The sequence below is a fragment of the Rothia nasimurium genome (assembly GCF_928381415.1).
Classification (GTDB): domain Bacteria; phylum Actinomycetota; class Actinomycetes; order Actinomycetales; family Micrococcaceae; genus Rothia; species Rothia nasimurium_H.
Window position 1 is genome coordinate 342,309 of sequence record NZ_CAKMSF010000002.1, and the last position, 15,935, is coordinate 358,243.

At 61.4% G+C, this 15,935-nt stretch carries 17 protein-coding genes; 4 read left to right on the forward strand and 13 right to left on the reverse strand.

Annotated elements, in window-relative coordinates; all coding sequences use genetic code 11:
- Positions 1-5 precede the first annotated feature (5 nt).
- On the reverse strand, positions 6-602 hold the full coding sequence (gene dcd / locus L7A20_RS03420; RefSeq protein WP_135011219.1) for a dCTP deaminase: 597 nt from the start codon (positions 600-602) through the stop codon (positions 6-8).
- Positions 603-739: 137 nt separating this feature from the next.
- Here dcd and L7A20_RS03425 point away from each other — a divergent pair, with 137 nt between their 5' ends.
- Positions 740-1,843 carry a MauE/DoxX family redox-associated membrane protein gene (locus L7A20_RS03425; RefSeq protein ID WP_237222412.1) on the forward strand — a complete coding sequence of 368 codons (1,104 nt, stop codon included), beginning with the start codon at positions 740-742 and terminating at the stop codon, positions 1,841-1,843.
- 94 nt (positions 1,844-1,937) lie between these two features.
- Here the strand turns inward: L7A20_RS03425 and L7A20_RS03430 are convergent, their stop codons facing one another.
- Positions 1,938-2,633, reverse strand: a complete 696-nt coding sequence (locus tag L7A20_RS03430) for a hypothetical protein (RefSeq protein WP_237187188.1) — start codon at positions 2,631-2,633, stop codon at positions 1,938-1,940.
- A 109-nt stretch (positions 2,634-2,742) separates the two neighbouring features.
- Between L7A20_RS03430 and L7A20_RS03435 the strand changes: the two genes are divergently transcribed.
- Positions 2,743-3,681, forward strand: coding sequence for a hypothetical protein (locus tag L7A20_RS03435; RefSeq protein ID WP_237222413.1), 939 nt, complete (start codon positions 2,743-2,745; stop codon positions 3,679-3,681).
- 15 nt (positions 3,682-3,696) lie between these two features.
- On the opposite strand, the gene L7A20_RS03440 is transcribed toward L7A20_RS03435, so the two are convergent.
- Positions 3,697-5,628, reverse strand: a complete 1,932-nt coding sequence (locus L7A20_RS03440) for an NHL domain-containing thioredoxin family protein (RefSeq protein WP_237222414.1) — start codon at positions 5,626-5,628, stop codon at positions 3,697-3,699.
- Between the two features lie 252 nt (positions 5,629-5,880).
- Between L7A20_RS03440 and L7A20_RS03445 the strand changes: the two genes are divergently transcribed.
- Both L7A20_RS03445 and L7A20_RS03450 read left to right on the forward strand, forming a co-directional pair.
- Positions 5,881-7,245, forward strand: a complete 1,365-nt coding sequence (locus L7A20_RS03445; protein ID WP_237222415.1) for an amino acid permease — start codon at positions 5,881-5,883, stop codon at positions 7,243-7,245.
- 236 nt (positions 7,246-7,481) lie between these two features.
- Entirely contained in the window at positions 7,482-7,691 is a 210-nt protein-coding gene (locus L7A20_RS03450) for a hypothetical protein (protein ID WP_237207512.1), read from the forward strand.
- 95 nt (positions 7,692-7,786) lie between these two features.
- Here the strand turns inward: L7A20_RS03450 and L7A20_RS03455 are convergent, their stop codons facing one another.
- From L7A20_RS03455 to L7A20_RS03500, 10 genes are all read right to left on the reverse strand, one after another.
- On the reverse strand, positions 7,787-9,934 hold the full coding sequence (locus tag L7A20_RS03455) for a cytochrome c oxidase assembly protein (protein ID WP_237222416.1): 2,148 nt from the start codon (positions 9,932-9,934) through the stop codon (positions 7,787-7,789).
- A gap of 30 nt (positions 9,935-9,964) precedes the next feature.
- Complete coding sequence (locus tag L7A20_RS03460; RefSeq protein WP_237222417.1) at positions 9,965-11,317, reverse strand: Dyp-type peroxidase; 1,353 nt, start codon at positions 11,315-11,317, stop codon at positions 9,965-9,967.
- A gap of 109 nt (positions 11,318-11,426) precedes the next feature.
- Positions 11,427-12,083: a copper chaperone PCu(A)C gene (locus L7A20_RS03465; RefSeq protein ID WP_237222418.1), complete on the reverse strand. Its 657-nt coding sequence runs from the start codon at positions 12,081-12,083 to the stop codon at positions 11,427-11,429.
- Between the two features lie 34 nt (positions 12,084-12,117).
- Entirely contained in the window at positions 12,118-12,729 is a 612-nt protein-coding gene (locus L7A20_RS03470) for a copper resistance CopC family protein (protein ID WP_237197083.1), read from the reverse strand.
- 42 nt (positions 12,730-12,771) lie between these two features.
- A complete protein-coding gene (locus tag L7A20_RS03475) occupies positions 12,772-13,347 on the reverse strand; it encodes a hypothetical protein (protein ID WP_237197085.1) in 576 nt (191 codons plus the stop codon).
- A 136-nt stretch (positions 13,348-13,483) separates the two neighbouring features.
- Complete coding sequence (locus L7A20_RS03480; RefSeq protein ID WP_237197087.1) at positions 13,484-13,771, reverse strand: HU family DNA-binding protein; 288 nt, start codon at positions 13,769-13,771, stop codon at positions 13,484-13,486.
- 79 nt (positions 13,772-13,850) lie between these two features.
- Positions 13,851-14,156 carry a 30S ribosomal protein S14 gene (gene rpsN / locus L7A20_RS03485; RefSeq protein WP_237187198.1) on the reverse strand — a complete coding sequence of 102 codons (306 nt, stop codon included), beginning with the start codon at positions 14,154-14,156 and terminating at the stop codon, positions 13,851-13,853.
- A 3-nt stretch (positions 14,157-14,159) separates the two neighbouring features.
- A complete protein-coding gene (gene rpmG, locus L7A20_RS03490) occupies positions 14,160-14,330 on the reverse strand; it encodes a 50S ribosomal protein L33 (RefSeq protein WP_185173514.1) in 171 nt (56 codons plus the stop codon).
- 2 nt (positions 14,331-14,332) lie between these two features.
- Complete coding sequence (gene rpmB, locus L7A20_RS03495) at positions 14,333-14,569, reverse strand: 50S ribosomal protein L28 (protein WP_083090534.1); 237 nt, start codon at positions 14,567-14,569, stop codon at positions 14,333-14,335.
- Between the two features lie 544 nt (positions 14,570-15,113).
- Complete coding sequence (locus L7A20_RS03500) at positions 15,114-15,929, reverse strand: SGNH/GDSL hydrolase family protein (RefSeq protein WP_237207506.1); 816 nt, start codon at positions 15,927-15,929, stop codon at positions 15,114-15,116.
- Positions 15,930-15,935 lie beyond the last annotated feature (6 nt).

Consider the following 15,935-nt stretch of genomic DNA (forward strand, 5'->3'; position numbering starts at 1 on the left):
CTCCTTTAGCTGGTCGGGGTATCGGTAGGGATGAGGGTCTTATGGAAGTTCAGGTAGCTGCGCGAGGCGGTGGGGCCGCGCTGGCCCTGGTAGCGGTTGCCGTAGGCTCCTGACCCGTAGGGGTGCTCGGTTGCGCTGGTGAGCTGGAAGAAGCAAAGCTGGCCGACCTTAGAGCCCGGCCAGAGCATAATCGGCAGGGTCGCCATATTCGACAGCTCCAGGGTCACATGGCCCGAGAAGCCGGGGTCGATAAAACCGGCGGTGGAGTGGGTGAGCAGGCCCAGACGCCCCAGGGAGGACTTGCCCTCAAGTCGGGCAGCAATATTATCGGGCAGGGTCACCTTCTCGTAGGTTGCACCCAGCACGAATTCGCCAGGGTGCAGGATGAAGGGCTCATCGGGTGCCACCTCTACCAGGCGGGTGAGGTCTTCCTGGGCCTGGGAGGGGTCGATGTAGGGGTACTTGTGGTTGTCGAAGAGCCTGAAAAAGCGGTCAATGCGCACGTCAACCGAGGCGGGCTGAATCATTGACGGGTCGTAGGGCTCTAGGGCAATTCGCCCGGCATCAATTTCTTTGCGGATATCCTGATCAGAAAATAGCACACTTCAAAAATACCGCACTTCAACAGCACCAGGCTGATGCCCTATATACAGCGTGGCGTAGTCCACCCTCTATTCTGTGAGAAAGAGACGTACTCTTAAAATCAAAGAATCTTCCCTCACTCGCATGAAAGCAGACTATGACTCCCCTAGTGCTATGCACGCTCACCATTATTGTGACGCTGGCTGTGAGCGGTTACGCCAAGGCTAAAGAGCCTTCCAGCACGGTTACCGCTATCGTCAATCTCAAGCTAGATCAGTGGCTGCCGGTTAAGCCGATTGCCAGGGTCTTGCCCTGGGCAGAGCTGGCCCTGGCGGCCGTCCTTTTCTTTGCCCCCGGCATTATCCAGATTCTTGCGGCTATAGCAGCCCTGCTGCTCTTTATTGGTTACTGGGCCGTTATCGCACGGGCTGTGGTTCAGGGTAATACCGCCAGCTGTAACTGTTTCGGGTCGGCTTCTACCGCCCCCGTCTCGGTCTACACCCTGGTTCGTAACACGGCCCTCCTGTTGGCTGCCTGCGGCGCCCTCATCGGGGCCCTGGCCACCGGCGGTTCAGCCCTGACCATGCTCCTGGCCCTCGACGCCAACGGTTGGCTCTGGGTGATTGGTGCCGGCCTGGCCTCGCTGACCCTCTGGGCGATTTACCGCTCTGAGCTGGTTCCTGCTGCCGAGGAAGAGAAGCCCGCACCGGCCCTTGAATCGCCCGTGGATGAGGAGGGCGAGTACGTCCGTACCCCTGTCCCCTTCGCACCCCTCTACTACCCCCACGAGGACCGCTCCCTGCCTGCCGGTTCAGGCGAACAAACCAGCCTGCGTGACCTGGCCCTGCAGCAGGCCCGTGTGCTTTTCTTCGTCTCCCCCGGTTGCGGGCACTGCCACGAAGTTATCGACAAAATCGATGAGTGGCAGCAGCAGCTGCCCATGTTGGGTATCCACCCGGTAGTCTCTAACGACTCCGATATCGACCGTTTCAGTTTCACCGGCGATATCCAGGTCTTCGTTGACCCCGGCTTTAAGACTCAGAGCCTCTTTGGCAAGGGTACCCCTGGCGCTGTCGCGCTCGGTGCGGACGGCCTTCTGGCAGGCGGGCCGGTCTTCGGTGGTGGCAGGGTCATGAGCTTCGTCGAAGACATCATTGCTGAGATTAACGCTGACTACGAGAACCATGTAGAGGCAGATGCTGATGAGGACGACAGCCAGCTCACCTCAGACTACGAAATCGTCGCGGATGACCGCCAGTAGTTTCTAGGGCCTGTTCCCAGCAGATAGGCCAAGGCCCGGGGTTCCCCTGATATCAGGGGAACCCCGGGCCTTTCTTTAGCCTGTGAGCGCCTGGCTACAGGATATTGAACTGCTGCAGGGTCTCTTCTGGGAGCACTGCGGCAACAGCCAGGGCCAGCAGGAAGAGCAGGGAGATGACGCCCACGGTGGTGGACTTCCAGCCGGGGTGCAGCTCGTTGAAGGTCACCAGGCCGGGGTGCTGCTTGTTCATCTGGGTCACGTTGATAACCTGGTAGACGGTGGTCTGGGGGGCAATTGCGGTGGCGATGGAGCGCAGGGTTTTGGCGTCCCAGATACGCCCGTCAAGGCGGAAAACACGCTTGCCCTTGGCGTTCACGGCCCAGAGGGCGGGCACCCCCTTGTAGCGCAAAGCTGCCATGCCGGTTAGCTCCTTGCCGGCTGCCTGGCGGGGAGTGAGGCGCTCGGCAAAGACGGTCTGGGAAATCGAGCTGAGCTCGGCAGCCTGCCATCCGAACAGACGCCCGCTCAGTACGTGGGTTTCGGTTTTAACCACGATTTGGGGGCGCAGGGTGGAATAGATAGCAAAGAGGGCACCCAGGGTAATCAGGCCCAGAAGCACCATAAAAACCGGGGTGGGGCGCTTGGCCACCATGAACCAGATGCAGGCTAAAGCCAACACACCCGCGGGCACGCCCGCGATGAGGCGGCGGTGGTAGGAGTTGATACGGGGGTGAAAAATCTTCGTGACGGCCCCGTACTTATCGGGTACCTGGTGAGCGTGTTCTGCCATGGCTCTACTCTATCGGCAGTACCGCCCAAACGGGGCGTAAGCGCGTGTGAGCTACATTTAAAGGGTGCATTTTAGATCTTCAGTAGACCGTGTTTTAGCCTGGTGGTTGTTGGGCGTCCTTGCCGCGCTTTTTATCGCTCTTGCTTCTTTAGCCCTCATTAACCGTCTGGTCTACGGGCCGCAGGGGCAGGTACGGGCCTACTTCGCTGCGGTGCGGGAGGGGGATGGTTCTAAAGCCCTGGGCATCTTGGGTGCCCAGGTTCCCGATGCCAGCGCCGCTATGCTCGATGGGGATGCGCTGCAGGCCTCCTTTGCCGGTCTCAAAGATCTTTCGACCGAAACTGTCACCGTGACGGACGGCGGGGAGCAGGCCACCGTGACCGTTACCTACACCCTCGATGGGCAGGCTGGTAGCACGGACTTCTATCTGCATAAGGTGGGCTCCCACTGGGGAGTCTTTGACCAGTGGCAGATTGACGCCGGTGAACTGCCGACCGTGGAAATTACCTCGAATTCGGTAGAGGCAGCTACCCTCAATAACACTAAGGTGGCGGTTGAGGGAGGAACCCGTAAGTTTGCGGTGCTCTACCCCGGCTCTTATACGGTCACCTATGAGTCAGCGCTGTATACCGCTGGGTCGCAGACGGTGGATGTGACGGCTCCCAGTAGTGACCCGTCCACCCTTGCTGTAGAACTCACCCCTTCTGAAACTGCGGTGACCTCGGTTCAGCAGCAGATTAAGACCTATCTTGATACCTGTGCCGCGCAGAGCTCCCTCTACCCCACCGGCTGTCCCTTTGAGTACGACTTTTCAGGTCGAGTGGACGGCGATGTGACCTGGCTTGTCACGAAGTACCCCCAGCCAGAGGTGACTTTGGCCGGGGGCAAGTGGGCCCTGGGCAAGAGCAGCGGTGAGGCAGAGATTTCCTTTACCGAGCTTGACCTCTATACGGGCAAGACCCAGCAGGTCACCGAGACAGTTCCTTTTACCCTGGCTGGTTCGCTCTCTGCCAGCGGGGAAACTCTCACCTTTACCCCCGCTGGCTAATCGTCCCTTCTGTGTCTAGTTCACCCCGCGCAGGTCAAGCACCAGGTGGGCCTCGTCTGCATCGTCACCGGTGACGATGACGGGCAGGCCCCAGTCCTGCTGGTAGAGGTGGCAGGCAGCGTGGTCGGGGATTTCCCCGCCGGGCTCACCGTCGCAGGCAGCGGCACGGGCGGTGATGTGCAGGACGGCCTCGGTGATGTCGGGGTTGAGTACCAGGTGGCGGGTCAGGCCCTGGGAGGTGCCGGCACCTTCGAGAATGAAGTTCTCGGGGGTGGATGAAATCTTAAGCTGGGTGGGGTCGCCCCAGCGGGTATCGAGCTTCTGGCCGGTGGGAGCTGTGAAGCGGGCGGTGAAGTCCAGGGTTCCGCCGGTCAGCTGGGTGGATTTACGGGTGACCTGGGAGGCTCCTTCGTCCACGTGTTGCATGGCCTCGGGAATAGCCGCGCGCACCAGCTGGTGGGCGTTGGCTTCCACGACGATGAGGCGGGCGCCGCCGTCCTCGGTCTCTTCGACCAGCAGGTCAGACGGCTCGGCAAAGCCACGGTCCAGGGTGCCCAGGGTTCCGGTGGCCGGGTCGAACCGGCGGATAGCGCCGTTGTAGGTGTCGGCAATGGCGATGGAGCCGTCGGGCAGTTCGGTGAGTCCCAGGCAGTGCTGCATGCGGGCGTCCTCACGGGTGCCGTCTACAAAGCCGAAGTCGAAGAGGCCGATGCCAACGGCGGAGCTAACGGTGGCTGCTCCCTTCTCAAAGGTGATGTGGCGCAGGGCGGAGGTTTCGGAGTCAGCGACCCAGATGGAGCCGTCGCGGGCTTCGATGATGCCGGAGGACTGGGCGAACCAGGAGTCGGAGGCTGCCCCGTCCTTAAGCCCTTCTGCGCCGGTACCCGCGAAAACAGCCAGCTGGCCTGTGGCAGGGTCGAAGCTGAAGATCTGGTGGGTGCCTGCCATGGCGATCAGGAAGGCGGACGCCTCGCGGGAGTAGACCAGGTCCCAGGGGGATGACAGGGCGACGGTGAGGGGGTCAGCGCCCTCTGCAATGACGTTGGGGTCGGTGCGAGCGGTGTCGCCGTCAATCAGGCGCTGGGCGCCGGAGCCTGCCAGGGTGGTGACGGTTCCGTCAGCTAGGCGAAGGCCGCGTACCCGGTGGTTGACGGAGTCGGCGATGAGGACGTCCGCACCCAGGGTCTCGCGCAGTTCGGCAGGGACCAGGGCCAGGCCCTGGGGTTCGTTGAAGCGGGCGGTGGTGGCGTCGCCGTCCGCGTAGCCCTTCTCGGGGCCGCCGAAGCTGGCTAGGGGGGTTTCAAGGTCACCCTCGACCTGCACTAGGCGGTGGCGGGCGGTGTCGGTGACCAGGTAGGTGCCGGTGCGGCCGGCCAGGTCTTCGGGTAGGGCAAGGGCCTTGCCGGGGAAGGCGAAGGTGCCCTGGGGCTTGGGGCGGGGCACGTAGGGGCCGTCGCCGCGGTGCAGGGTACCCTTGGCTTCGTGCTCTTCAACGAGTTCGCGCACCAGGGAGGTGAGGCCCTTAACGTGGCCCTCACCGGAGAGGTGGGCGACGATGTAGCCTTCGGGGTCAACGACGACCAGGGTGGGCCAGGCACGGGCGGTGTAGGCGTTCCAGGTGTCCAGGTTGGGGTCGTCGAGCACGGGGTGGGTGATGTCGTAGCGGTCGACGGCGGCGGCGAGCGCCACCGGGTCGGCTTCGTGTTCGAACTTGGGTGAGTGCACGCCGACGGTAACGAGGACGTCTGCGAATTCTTCTTCGAGGGGGCGCAGTTCGTCGAGTACGTGCAGGCAGTTCATGCAGCAGAAGGTCCAGAAGTCGAGGATGACGATTTTTCCGCGCAGGTTTTCGAGGGAAAGCTGTTTGTCGCCGGTGTTGAGCCAGCCTCGGCCGACGAGTTCTGAGGCGCGGACTTTGGTCTGGCGTGCGGCTGCATTTTCTGCCATGGTTCTCCTTCTATGGTGCGCGCTTGAGCGCAGGGTTAGTTACTCACCAGCCTAGTGGGCTGCTGGGTGCGGGAGCATTTGTTGCGCTGTGTGTAGGTGGCGGCGTCATAGAACTCAACTGTGCGTAACACTTGCGTAACGGTTAGGATTATCTGCAGCTGCCACCGGGTGCGCGGGCGGGAAGTTTTTGCGGACGCCGGTGGTTAAAGCAGGTGCGCACATGTGGGTGCGCTGTAGCTCAAGAAGGTATGTGTGACGCTTACACGCGAGATAAAGCAGCCGGTATCTGATACCCGTTTGGCCCGGTCTTTGCAGCCGCGGCATCTGTCGATGATTGCTATGGGCGGGGCGATTGGTGCTGGCCTGTTGGTGGCTTCGTCGACGGCTATTGTGACGGCGGGCCCTGCCGTTATTGTGACCTATCTGCTGGCTGGCACGGTGTTGGTGCTGGTGATGCGGATGCTGGGTGAGATGGCTGCCCGGACTCCTGAGACGGGGTCTTTTTCTGTCTATGCCCGTCGCTATATTGGCCGGTGGGCTGGGTTCTCGGTGGGCTGGTTGTACTGGTGGTTTTGGTCGGTGACGGTGGCGATTGAGGCTACGGCTGCGGCCACTATTGTGAGTGGCTGGTGGCCGGCGGCTCCGCAGTGGCTGGTGGCCCTGGTGCTGGTTCTGGCTTTTATGGGTTTGAACCTGCTGTCGGTGCGCTCTTACGGTGAAGCGGAGTTCTGGTTTTCCTCCATCAAGATTGGGGCAATTGCCGTGATTATTGTGGTGGGTCTGCTGGCTGTTCTGGGGCTGATCCCTAACTCCACGGCGTCCTTTGCTAACTACACGGCGGGGGGCGGCTTCTTTGCTAACGGTGTGGGTGCAATTTTTACCGCCCTGTTGGCGGTGATTTTTTCGATGTTTGGGGCTGAGATTGCCACGGTGGCAGCCGGTGAGTCTAGTAACCCTGCGGTTGCTGTGGCTAAGGCGGTGCGGTCGGTGATTTTCCGGGTGCTTTTCTTCTATGTGGGGTCTATTGCGGTGACTCTACTGGTGATTCCTTGGACGATGGTGACGGCGGGTTCTTCTCCCTTTGTGACTATGTTTGAGGCCCTGGGTATTCCCTATGCCGGGTTGGCCATGAATATTGTGGTGCTTACGGCCCTGCTATCGTGCTTGAACGCTAGTCTTTATGCTGCCTCGCGCATGGTCTTTGCCCTGGCAGAACAGGGGGACGCCCCCCGCTCCTTCTCTCGGGTTTCTACGTCTCGGGCTCCCCGCAACGCTATTGTGCTCTCTTCCCTCATCGGCCTGGTGTCGGTAGCTCTCAATTACTTCATGCCCGAACAGGTTTTCTCGTTGCTGGTTAATTCCACCGGTGGGGTAGGTATTTTTGTCTGGCTGATTGTAGCTGTCTCCCACTTGCGAAGCCGCAGGTTAGACGGGGGGCAGGGCACTGTCGTCGTTAATTACCTACTGATTGTGGGCCTGCTAGCCCTGCTCATCTATATGGGTTTCACCGAAGCCCACCGCGCAGAGGTACTGATATCGGTCGCAGTCGCGGCCGTGCTGGCCACACTGGGAGCCTTCACCCACCGTCATAGCACAACTGTTTCATCACATAGCTGAAGATATTTGGGGGACAGATCGGGGCCACACAGCCCCGCTTCTGGCCAATCTAGGGGCAGCCCCCTCAGCAACTTGTCCCCCAAGTGGTCATTCTTCAAGGGTTTTCCCAGGTAAAAGAAAGAATAAGCCTGTCTAGGGGTGGTTATATTAAAGAGACCCCCCGGGGGCGGGCAGAGATTTCCCAGCTCTGCTTAGCACCCTTCTGAAACCACCTTTACGATGTTTGGAGGCTTCTGATGACCCAGCACACTGCAGCTCCCTCGTCATCGAACCTATTCGAGAAAATCTCTCAGATTTCCGCCCGACTAGAGCAGGTCAGCCCGCTCAGCGGTTCACTTCCCGCTGTACCCCAGCCAGGAAGTCAGCAATCCTCTGGCGGTACCCGTTTCGCAGCCCCGGCGCAGGAGGCCACCACTCCTGTTCAGCCCTGGAGCCAGGCGTCCTAACTTACCGTCTCTGAGGAAACAGGCAGAAAAACCCGAGCAAGAGCTACTTGCCCGGGTTTTTCTCTGCCCTAATGAGCCTCTGAGCCTGGTCCACCCTAGCGGCGGGCGTCCTTTTCAGCCAGCTGCGCGAACATGTCGTTGTAGGCGTTGAGTTCGGCGTCCCCGTCGCGGTCGGCCTGGCGGTCAATACGCTTTTGCACCTTCTTATCGTTCATGGACCACTGCACCGCCACCGCAACGGCAATAATCATGGTCGGTATCTCACCGATTGCCCACATGAGAGAGCCACCTAGCTTCTGGTCGTCAATGGCAGGTAGGCCCCAGGGTCGGCCCAGGTTGCCGAACCAGGAGGCCTGTAGCAGGGTGTCCATCTGCATAATCGAGATACCCACAAAGGCGTGATAGCCCAGGGTCGCGATAATCATGATGAGGCGCATGGGGTAGGTGGGGCGGTTGGGAATGGGGTCGATGCCGATGAGTACCAGGCTGAAGATGTAGCCGGTGATCAAAAAGTGAATCAGCATGAACTCATGGCCCACGTGGTAGCGCAGCATCACCCCGAAGAGGGGGGTGAAGTAGACAATCACAATCGACCCGGCGAAGTTGACGGCTGCGAAGATGGGGTGGGTAATCACCTTAGACCAGCCCGAGTGCACCAGGCGCAGAATCCATTCGCGGGGCCCGCGGGTGCCGTCCTGGCGGGGTTCAAGGGCTCGCAGTAGCAGGGTGACGGGGGCACCGAGTACCAGGAAGATGGGGCAGACCATGGTCAGGAGCATGTGCTCCACCATGTGCACCGAGAAAAGCACCATGGAGTAGACGGCAAGAGCCCCGCAGGTGATGTAGAGCAGAACGAAGAGGCCCAGGAACCAGGAAAGGGCACGGGCAAGGGGCCAGTGGCCGCCTGCACGCCGCACCTTAATCAGTGCCCAGAGGTAGGCGAAGGCGGCGAAGCTGATGAAGGCCACCCAGAACCAGTCAAAACGCCACTGGGTAAACCACTCGGCAACATGCGGTTCTGGCGGCATGTCGTAGAGGGTGATGATGCGGACGGGCTCGGCACCGGCATCCAGGGTTTCGGGTGCGGGCGGCGGGGTGCGAGAGAGGGAAACAGCTAGGCCGCTGGTTGCGCCCATGAGCACCAGCTCGCAGGCGATGGCGTACCAGAGGCCCCGGGCGGCGCTGGTAAGCCCAGATTGCATCATGGGTATCAGACGTAGGCGGTGCACCACGCCGAAGGCCCCCAGTACCAGGGTGAGCATGAGCTTGGCCAGTACCAGTGCCCCGTAGGTGGTTGTAAAAAGCTCGCCCAGGGTATTCAGGCGCACCAGGGCGTTAACCACACCAGAGAGCACCACCAGCACAAAACCGAATAGCGCCAGTACCGAGTAGCGGCGCAGCACAGCTACCGCCAGGGGCACCCGACGGGCGGACGCCGACGCCGCACCCCGTTGCTCTTCGGCCAGGGTGCCGGTGCCTGCGTCCTCGCCGGTAATGTCGCGGGAGATAAAAGCCAGCACCATGAGCCCACCGCACCAGAGCACCACACCGAGCAGGTGCAGGCCCAGGGAGTTCACCGCGCCCATGTGGTCATCACCGCCCGATGAGTGGCCGCCCAGGGCCATAGCCACGATGCCGACCAGCGACAGGCCCAGGGTCAGCAGCAGACCGGTGAGTGAGCGCACCGCAAAGACCAGGGTGGCCACGGTGGCAGCCACGATGATGCTGGTGGCCTCCTGCTTACCCGAGTCGATGGTGGTGATGTAGCTGATGAGTTCCGAGGTGTAGTCGGCCCCGCCCGATGGCGACCGGCCCGAGATATCGGCGTAACTGAAAATGAGCACCGCGATGGCGGCGATAGTCCAGGTGATAGCGGCAGCGGACGCCAGTGTCAGGGTGCGAGTGAAGGCCGGGTGTTCGGTGCGGTGCAGGTTCTTCTGCCGCTGGGCCGCATCGGTTGCGTGAGCCATATTGACATTGACCCGACCTCGCGCCGAATCGAGGAAGCGGGGCACTATCCCTAAGGCAAAGACAAGGGAGCCCATGGTCGCTGCCATCGAGAAGTTTTGCAGGCTCTCAGCTACCGGCAGGCCCCAGCGCACCAGGGCGCCGGCGTCCGCTAGGTCGGTACCGGCGTTTGAGCCGGTCACCAGCAGGCTCAAAACCAGAGCGACAAGGGAGGCTGCGGGGAAGGCCCATATCCAGCTGGGCTTGAGCCCGCGCTCCATCTCGTGTGCTGCCATGTCTATACCTTGATTCCTGTCGATGGTGATTTAGTTGAAGAGGCCCTCGCCCACGAAGCCACCTTCGCGAGCGCCGGCGGGTAGGGCGAAGACCGCTGAGCCGATGGGTACCGTCCAGGTGTTGAGCATATCGAGCTCGGCCAGGCGCTGCTGGATGGGGAGGAACTGCTTGACGGGGTCTGCCTGGTAGGAGCAGAAAATCAGGCCGGTAGAGCTCACTCCCCCACTGACCTGCTGGTGTTCTGAGAAGCCCGAGGCGTTCTGCACCGGCAGGTCATAGTTGTAGCCCCGGCGCAGAATCTGCTCCACCCGGTTTTGGGCGGCGGCCCGGCGGATGTGGGCGTAGGGGGCGATGACGGTAAAGCCCAGGTCGTTCGTTGCGGAGAGGTCTGCGGGATCGCGTTCTTCGGTGCCGGTCAGGGGGGCTCCGTTGGTGAGGTTGCGCCCTACGGCGTCCTCGCGGGCAGGGCGGTCAGCCTGGTCCCAGGTATCGAGGTTCATGTGGATGCGGCGGATGACCAGGGAGGTACCGCCCTCTTCCCAGGGGGTAAGCTCCTCGTGGTTGCCCCAGACGTAGGACTCCATGGTTCCATCCCCGGTGGAAGGGTTGATGGTCCCATCGACCTGGCCGAAGAGGTTGCGCATGGTCATGCCGTCCGGTTCGCTGCCGTAGGCGCGGCGGAAGCCTTCTTGCACCCAGCGCACCGAGGCGAAGCTGCGGGTGTCTTTGAGCAGGACGCGTTGGGCGTGGGCCAGGGTGAAACGGTCAGAGCAGCAGATTTGGAGGAGCATATCGCCGTCGTTCCACTGCTCTTGGAGCTGGTCAATCTGCTCGAAGGCGGGCAGGGGGCGCAGCCAGGAGGGTTTCTTCTCGGGGGCTACGATATCGAAGATACGCTCGCCAAAACCAAAGGTGATGGTGAGGTTAGCCGGTACGGTTGCGAGTTCCGGTTCTTGGTCGGTGATGGGTGCCCGCCCTGCGGTGAGGCGGGCGGCGTCGTCGGTGAGCACGGTGAGCAGGCGGCGGACGCCGTCGCGATCGAGTTCCGTGTTGAGGGTCAGGGCTATAAAGACGCCGTAGCTAGGGGCGGGGGTGTCGATACCCGCCTGGCGGGGGCCGTAGAAGGGGACGATGGCTTCTTGCAGAGGCGGGGCAGCAGGTGTCTCTTCACTCTCGGTGTTTATAGCTGATGCGGCATATTGGCTTGCCAAGGTAGCAGCGACGCCGGTGCCCAGGCCCAGGGCGCCGGCAAGAGCTACGCGCCGGTTGGTCCCGCGGGGGTGGGCAGTCTTTTGGCTCCCGTTCGTTTTTTCTTCTTGCTGCGGGGCTTCCTCTGCACCGCTCAGCGCCCGGGTGAGGTCTTCGTCAAATGAGCTGGTCATATCTTCCTTGGGTGGCCTGCACCGTCGTCCGCCTCTTACAGGGGGCGGACGGCGGCGCAGGCCGCTTGCTACCTACCGGTAGCTAGGGGTGGGTGAGGTAGCTGGTGCCTTAGTTGCACTGGGGCAGCACAGCGGCGGCTGATTCGCTGGCGCTGGCGTGGTCTGAGTGCATGGAGTGGTCGGTGGATTCGCTCGCTGCTGCATCGGCCGGTGGGCTTGTATGCTCGCCCGGGGCATATTCTTCCTGGGCTCCGGCGTAGTCGCGCACGGTAGCTTCAAAGCTGACCTCGCCCGCTGAGGTCTGCAGGGTGATGATGTCACTGGTACCTGCGGCGAGGGCACAGTTCATGCCCATGAGCATGATGTGGTCCCCGCCGGGCGCTAGTTCAAGGGTTGCGCCGGGTTCGATGGTGAAGCCGCCTTCTACGGCCTTCATGGTGCTGGTTCCACTCGTCGGGTCGATGACGGTGGTGTGCAGCTCGACCATGCTGGCGGAGGTGTTGCTGGCACCCTCGATGGTGATGGGGGTGTCCCCGGTGTTGGTGAGGGTGGCAAAGGCTGCGGTCATATCGCCGCTGTTGGCCTTGATCCAGGCTTCGTCGACGGTCAGCGGGGCACTGCCCTCGCTGGCGGAGGCGCTAGCGGTAGCGCCGGTGCTCGCGCTTGCGGTGCTGGTTGCTGAGGTGTCGGCGCTGCTGCAACCGGTCAGGACCAGCAGGGCGATAGCGGGCAGGGTGAGGGCAGGTAAAAATTTCTGTGATGACATGGTGCTTCTTCTTCGAATGCGAGGGGTGGACGGCTTACTTGCGCTTGGTCTTAGCCAGCACGACGACGAGGGCTGAGCCCAGGGCTGCTACTGCCACAAGGGCCAGCACAACCTTGAGGGGGGTTGAAAGTCCCTCTGATGCCTGGCTTACAGGGTCACTAGCTGCCGGGGTGCTAGTGCCGGTGTTTTCTGCTGAGGGTTCAGCCGCTCCGGTGGTTGCAGCCTGGGTAGTAGCGCTCGTTGCGCTGCCGCCCTGCCCTACGGTGTAGGTGAAGGTTCCCTGGATGGGGTGGCCGTCTGATGAGACAACCCGCCAGGTGACGGTGTAGGTGTCATCGGCAGCTGCGGTGGCCAGGTCCTGGGTGACCACGGTGCCGTCCACTTCGGGGTCTCCATCGGTGACGCTTTCACCGGCGGCGTTGGTGACGCGCACCTGGTTGGCCCCGTCCACGTCCATGATGTCGCCGCTATAGGTGAGTTCTAGGCTGGCGGGCGCTTCGGTGAGGGTTGCCCCGTCAGTGGGGTTGGTGGAGACCAGTTCATCGTGGGCAGTAGCCGGGTTCATGCCGAGCAGGCTAGCTGCGGCGAGGGCCGCTGTGGCCATCAGGGTACGGGTTGTGGGTGAGGCTGTACGAGCCTTAAACATAGGAGTGTCCTTGCTTGTCGAAAAGTGAATGGTGTTTCGGGGTTAGGCAAGGACGGGCGGGCCGCGGGGGGCGCGGCAGGTTCTGGCGAGCAGGCTGACCAGGTGGGCGGCGGTAGCGGCGACCGCCAGGACGGGGGCTTCTAGGAGCGGACGCACCCGCGCAGGTTCTAGACGGGCCCGCACATAACCCAGCAGGGCGCGGAGGGCTAGAAGTAGATGCTCCCCGTAGGCGAGCAGGGCAAAGGTAATAGCTGCCGCCAGGGTATGCCCGGCCCACATAGCGGGCCCGGCGTGGGTCAGAGGTTCAAGACCCGCAGCTCCCGGGAGCAGCTCAACGCCGTGGTGGTGATGCCCGGCGGCAGCCGGTGCTAGGGGCTGGCCGTGGCTGTAGAGGGCGTGCAGAATACCCTGACCTGCCAGGACGCCGAGGGCCAGGCTGGTGCGGGGTAGTTTGAGTCTCGTCACGCCGAGGGTTAGCAGGGCTGCTAGGGATGTTGCAAGGGCCAGGACGAGCGGGTGGGGCAGGTGCCCACCGGCTAGCAGGTGGGAGGTGGCGCCTAGGCCGGTGGCGCTGCTGGCGATAAGCCAGGAGCGGGCTACCTGGTGCCCTCGGCGCATGGTTCCTCCCCTGCAGGTGTGTGCTGGTTGTATCTTGCCTGCCTATTATCTCACAGCCGGGCTGCTTTGGTCCTGCGGGTATAGCAAAAGGGCCACCCCATAAGCGGGGTGACCCTTTTAAAGTCTGTTCAAGAATTTACTTCTTGGTGGAGACTGCTGCCTTCAGCTTTGAACCTGCGGTCAGCTTAACACCGTGACCTGCGGGAATCTGAATGGTTTCGCCGGTCTGCGGGTTGCGACCGGTACGAGCTGCACGGTCAGTGCGCTCAATTGCCATCCAGCCGGGGATGGTGATCTTCTCGCCCTGTGCAACAGATGCTTCGAAGACCTGGAACAGTGCGTCGAGCACACCGTTCACTGCTGCCTGGCTGGTGCCGGCCTTCTCTGCAACCTCTGCAACGAGTTCGCTACGGTTCTTAGCCATTGAATGCTCCTCCTGAGACTTTCAAAAAGTGAGTGGCTGGGTTAGCCCTGTCCACAAGGCTAACCGTATCAGCTACAGATTACCAGCTTGACTTGGTAACACCGGGCAGCTCGCCACGGTGTGCCATCTCGCGGAAGCGCACGCGGGAGATACCAAACTTCTGGAAGGTACCGCGGGGGCGGCCGTCGATCTGGTCGCGGTTGCGAACGCGAACGGGTGAAGCGTTGCGGGGCAGCTTCTGCAGGCCTACGCGGGCTGCTTCGCGCTCTTCGGGGGTTGCGTTTTCGTCAACCAGGGTCTTTTTCAGTTCCAGGCGCTTTTCAGCGTAGCGTGCAACGATGACCTTGCGCTGCTCGTTGCGAGCAATCTTGGACTTCTTCGCCATTGTTTAGCGCTCCTCTCGGAAGTCAACGTGCTTGCGGACAACGGGATCGTACTTCTTGAGAACCATACGATCGGGGTTGTTGCGGCGGTTCTTACGGGTAACGTAAGTGAAGCCGGTGCCCGCAGTGGACTTAAGTTTGATGATAGGACGTACGTCCTTAGCCTTTGATGCCATGTTTAGATCTTCTCTCCGCGTGCAAGGATGTCAGCAACTACTGCGTCGATACCACGTGCGTCGATAACCTTGATGCCCTTTGCAGAGACGTTCAGGGTTACGTTGCGACGAAGTGAGGGTACGTAGTACTTCTTCTTCTGTACGTTCGGATCGAAACGACGCTTGTTGCGGCGATGCGAGTGCGAAATGCTGTGTCCAAAGCCGGGAACAGCTCCGGTCACCTGGCAGACAGCTGCCATAGTTTTCTCCTCCAAATGTTGACGAAATGACGGTACGCAGTTGGCGTTCGCCAGTTTTCTGGCGATCAGCAATGGGCGTCCCGTCACCTATAGGTAGAGCACCGGGTTATTCTCCAAGGCTAGAGTGTTTGAGACTCCGCATCGGGTGAGAGGCCGATGGGAATCCCCGCCGCGGGAAAAACGGTGAAGCTTAGGTGTACGAGAGGTGTTGCCACCACTACGAACAGCCTTAAAGTCTAGGTAATTACGGGATACCACGCAACCTATGAGGCCAATAAAAAGCTTGCGTCAGCCGGTGCTGGTGCTACCTGCTCCGGTGTGCGCAAGCTGCTTTTCATAGACTCATTGGTGCGTTTGAACCTCTATCAATTCTACCGGGCTTTTAACTTTTCGCAAGTCATCTCAGGCTTTAATCCGCGGTTTTCCGCCCCTGCCACGCAAACCTGGGCACCGGCGTCCGCCCCTGCCAACCGGGTAAATTACACGCGTGTAATCTTAAGTGTGATGTTAACAGCTTAAGTCTTTTAATCCCGGCACCCACCTGTTAAAGGGCGGAGTCAGCTTCTTCCGGCAGCACATCAAAGCGGGTCCAGGTGGGGTACTTGGGGCTGATATTGTCTCCGGAGCTGGTGCCGCGCAGGCGGCGGCCGATCCAGGGGACCACAAATTCCCGGGCCCATTTAGCGTTATCTAGGGCCTCTTGCACCCGGGTTTTGTGCAGGGGTGCGGGGATGACGGGGTCGCCGATACGAATGTTCTCAGTGCTCAAGGTTTCCAGCACCCGGCGGGCGGTCAGGGTATGGCCAGCGGCGTTCATGTGCAGGCGGTCAGGAGCCCAGTAGCGCAGGTCCAAAAGCTCGTGCATACGCCAGTAGTCCACGATGGTGATGCCGCGGTCGTCCGCCACCTCGCGCAGCAGCTCGTTGAAGAGGGCAACCCGGGCACGGTTACCGCTGAAGAAGCCCTTGGGGCCGGGGTCAAAACCGGTCATGGTAAAGACTTCGATGCCCTCATCACGCAGGGTCTTAAAGGCCGCGTCATAGCGCACCATCAGGGCGTCAACGTCAAAGCCCGGGCGGAGGGAGTCGTTGCCGCCGCCCACGAGAGAAACCAGGTTGGGTTTGAGTTCCAGGGCAGGTTCTAGTTGCTCTTCGATGATGGGCACGAGCAGGCGCCCGCGAATGGCCAGATTGGCGTAGGTGGCTTGGGGGTCTGCCAGCATGAACTGCTCGGCCACCCTGTCGGTCCAGCCGCGCACCCCGTTGGGGCGGTCGGGGGCGTCGTCCCCCACCCCTTCGCTGAAGGAATCTCCCAGGGCGACGTAACGGATAGATTCGTCTTTTCCGAGAATCGACATCATGCGGAC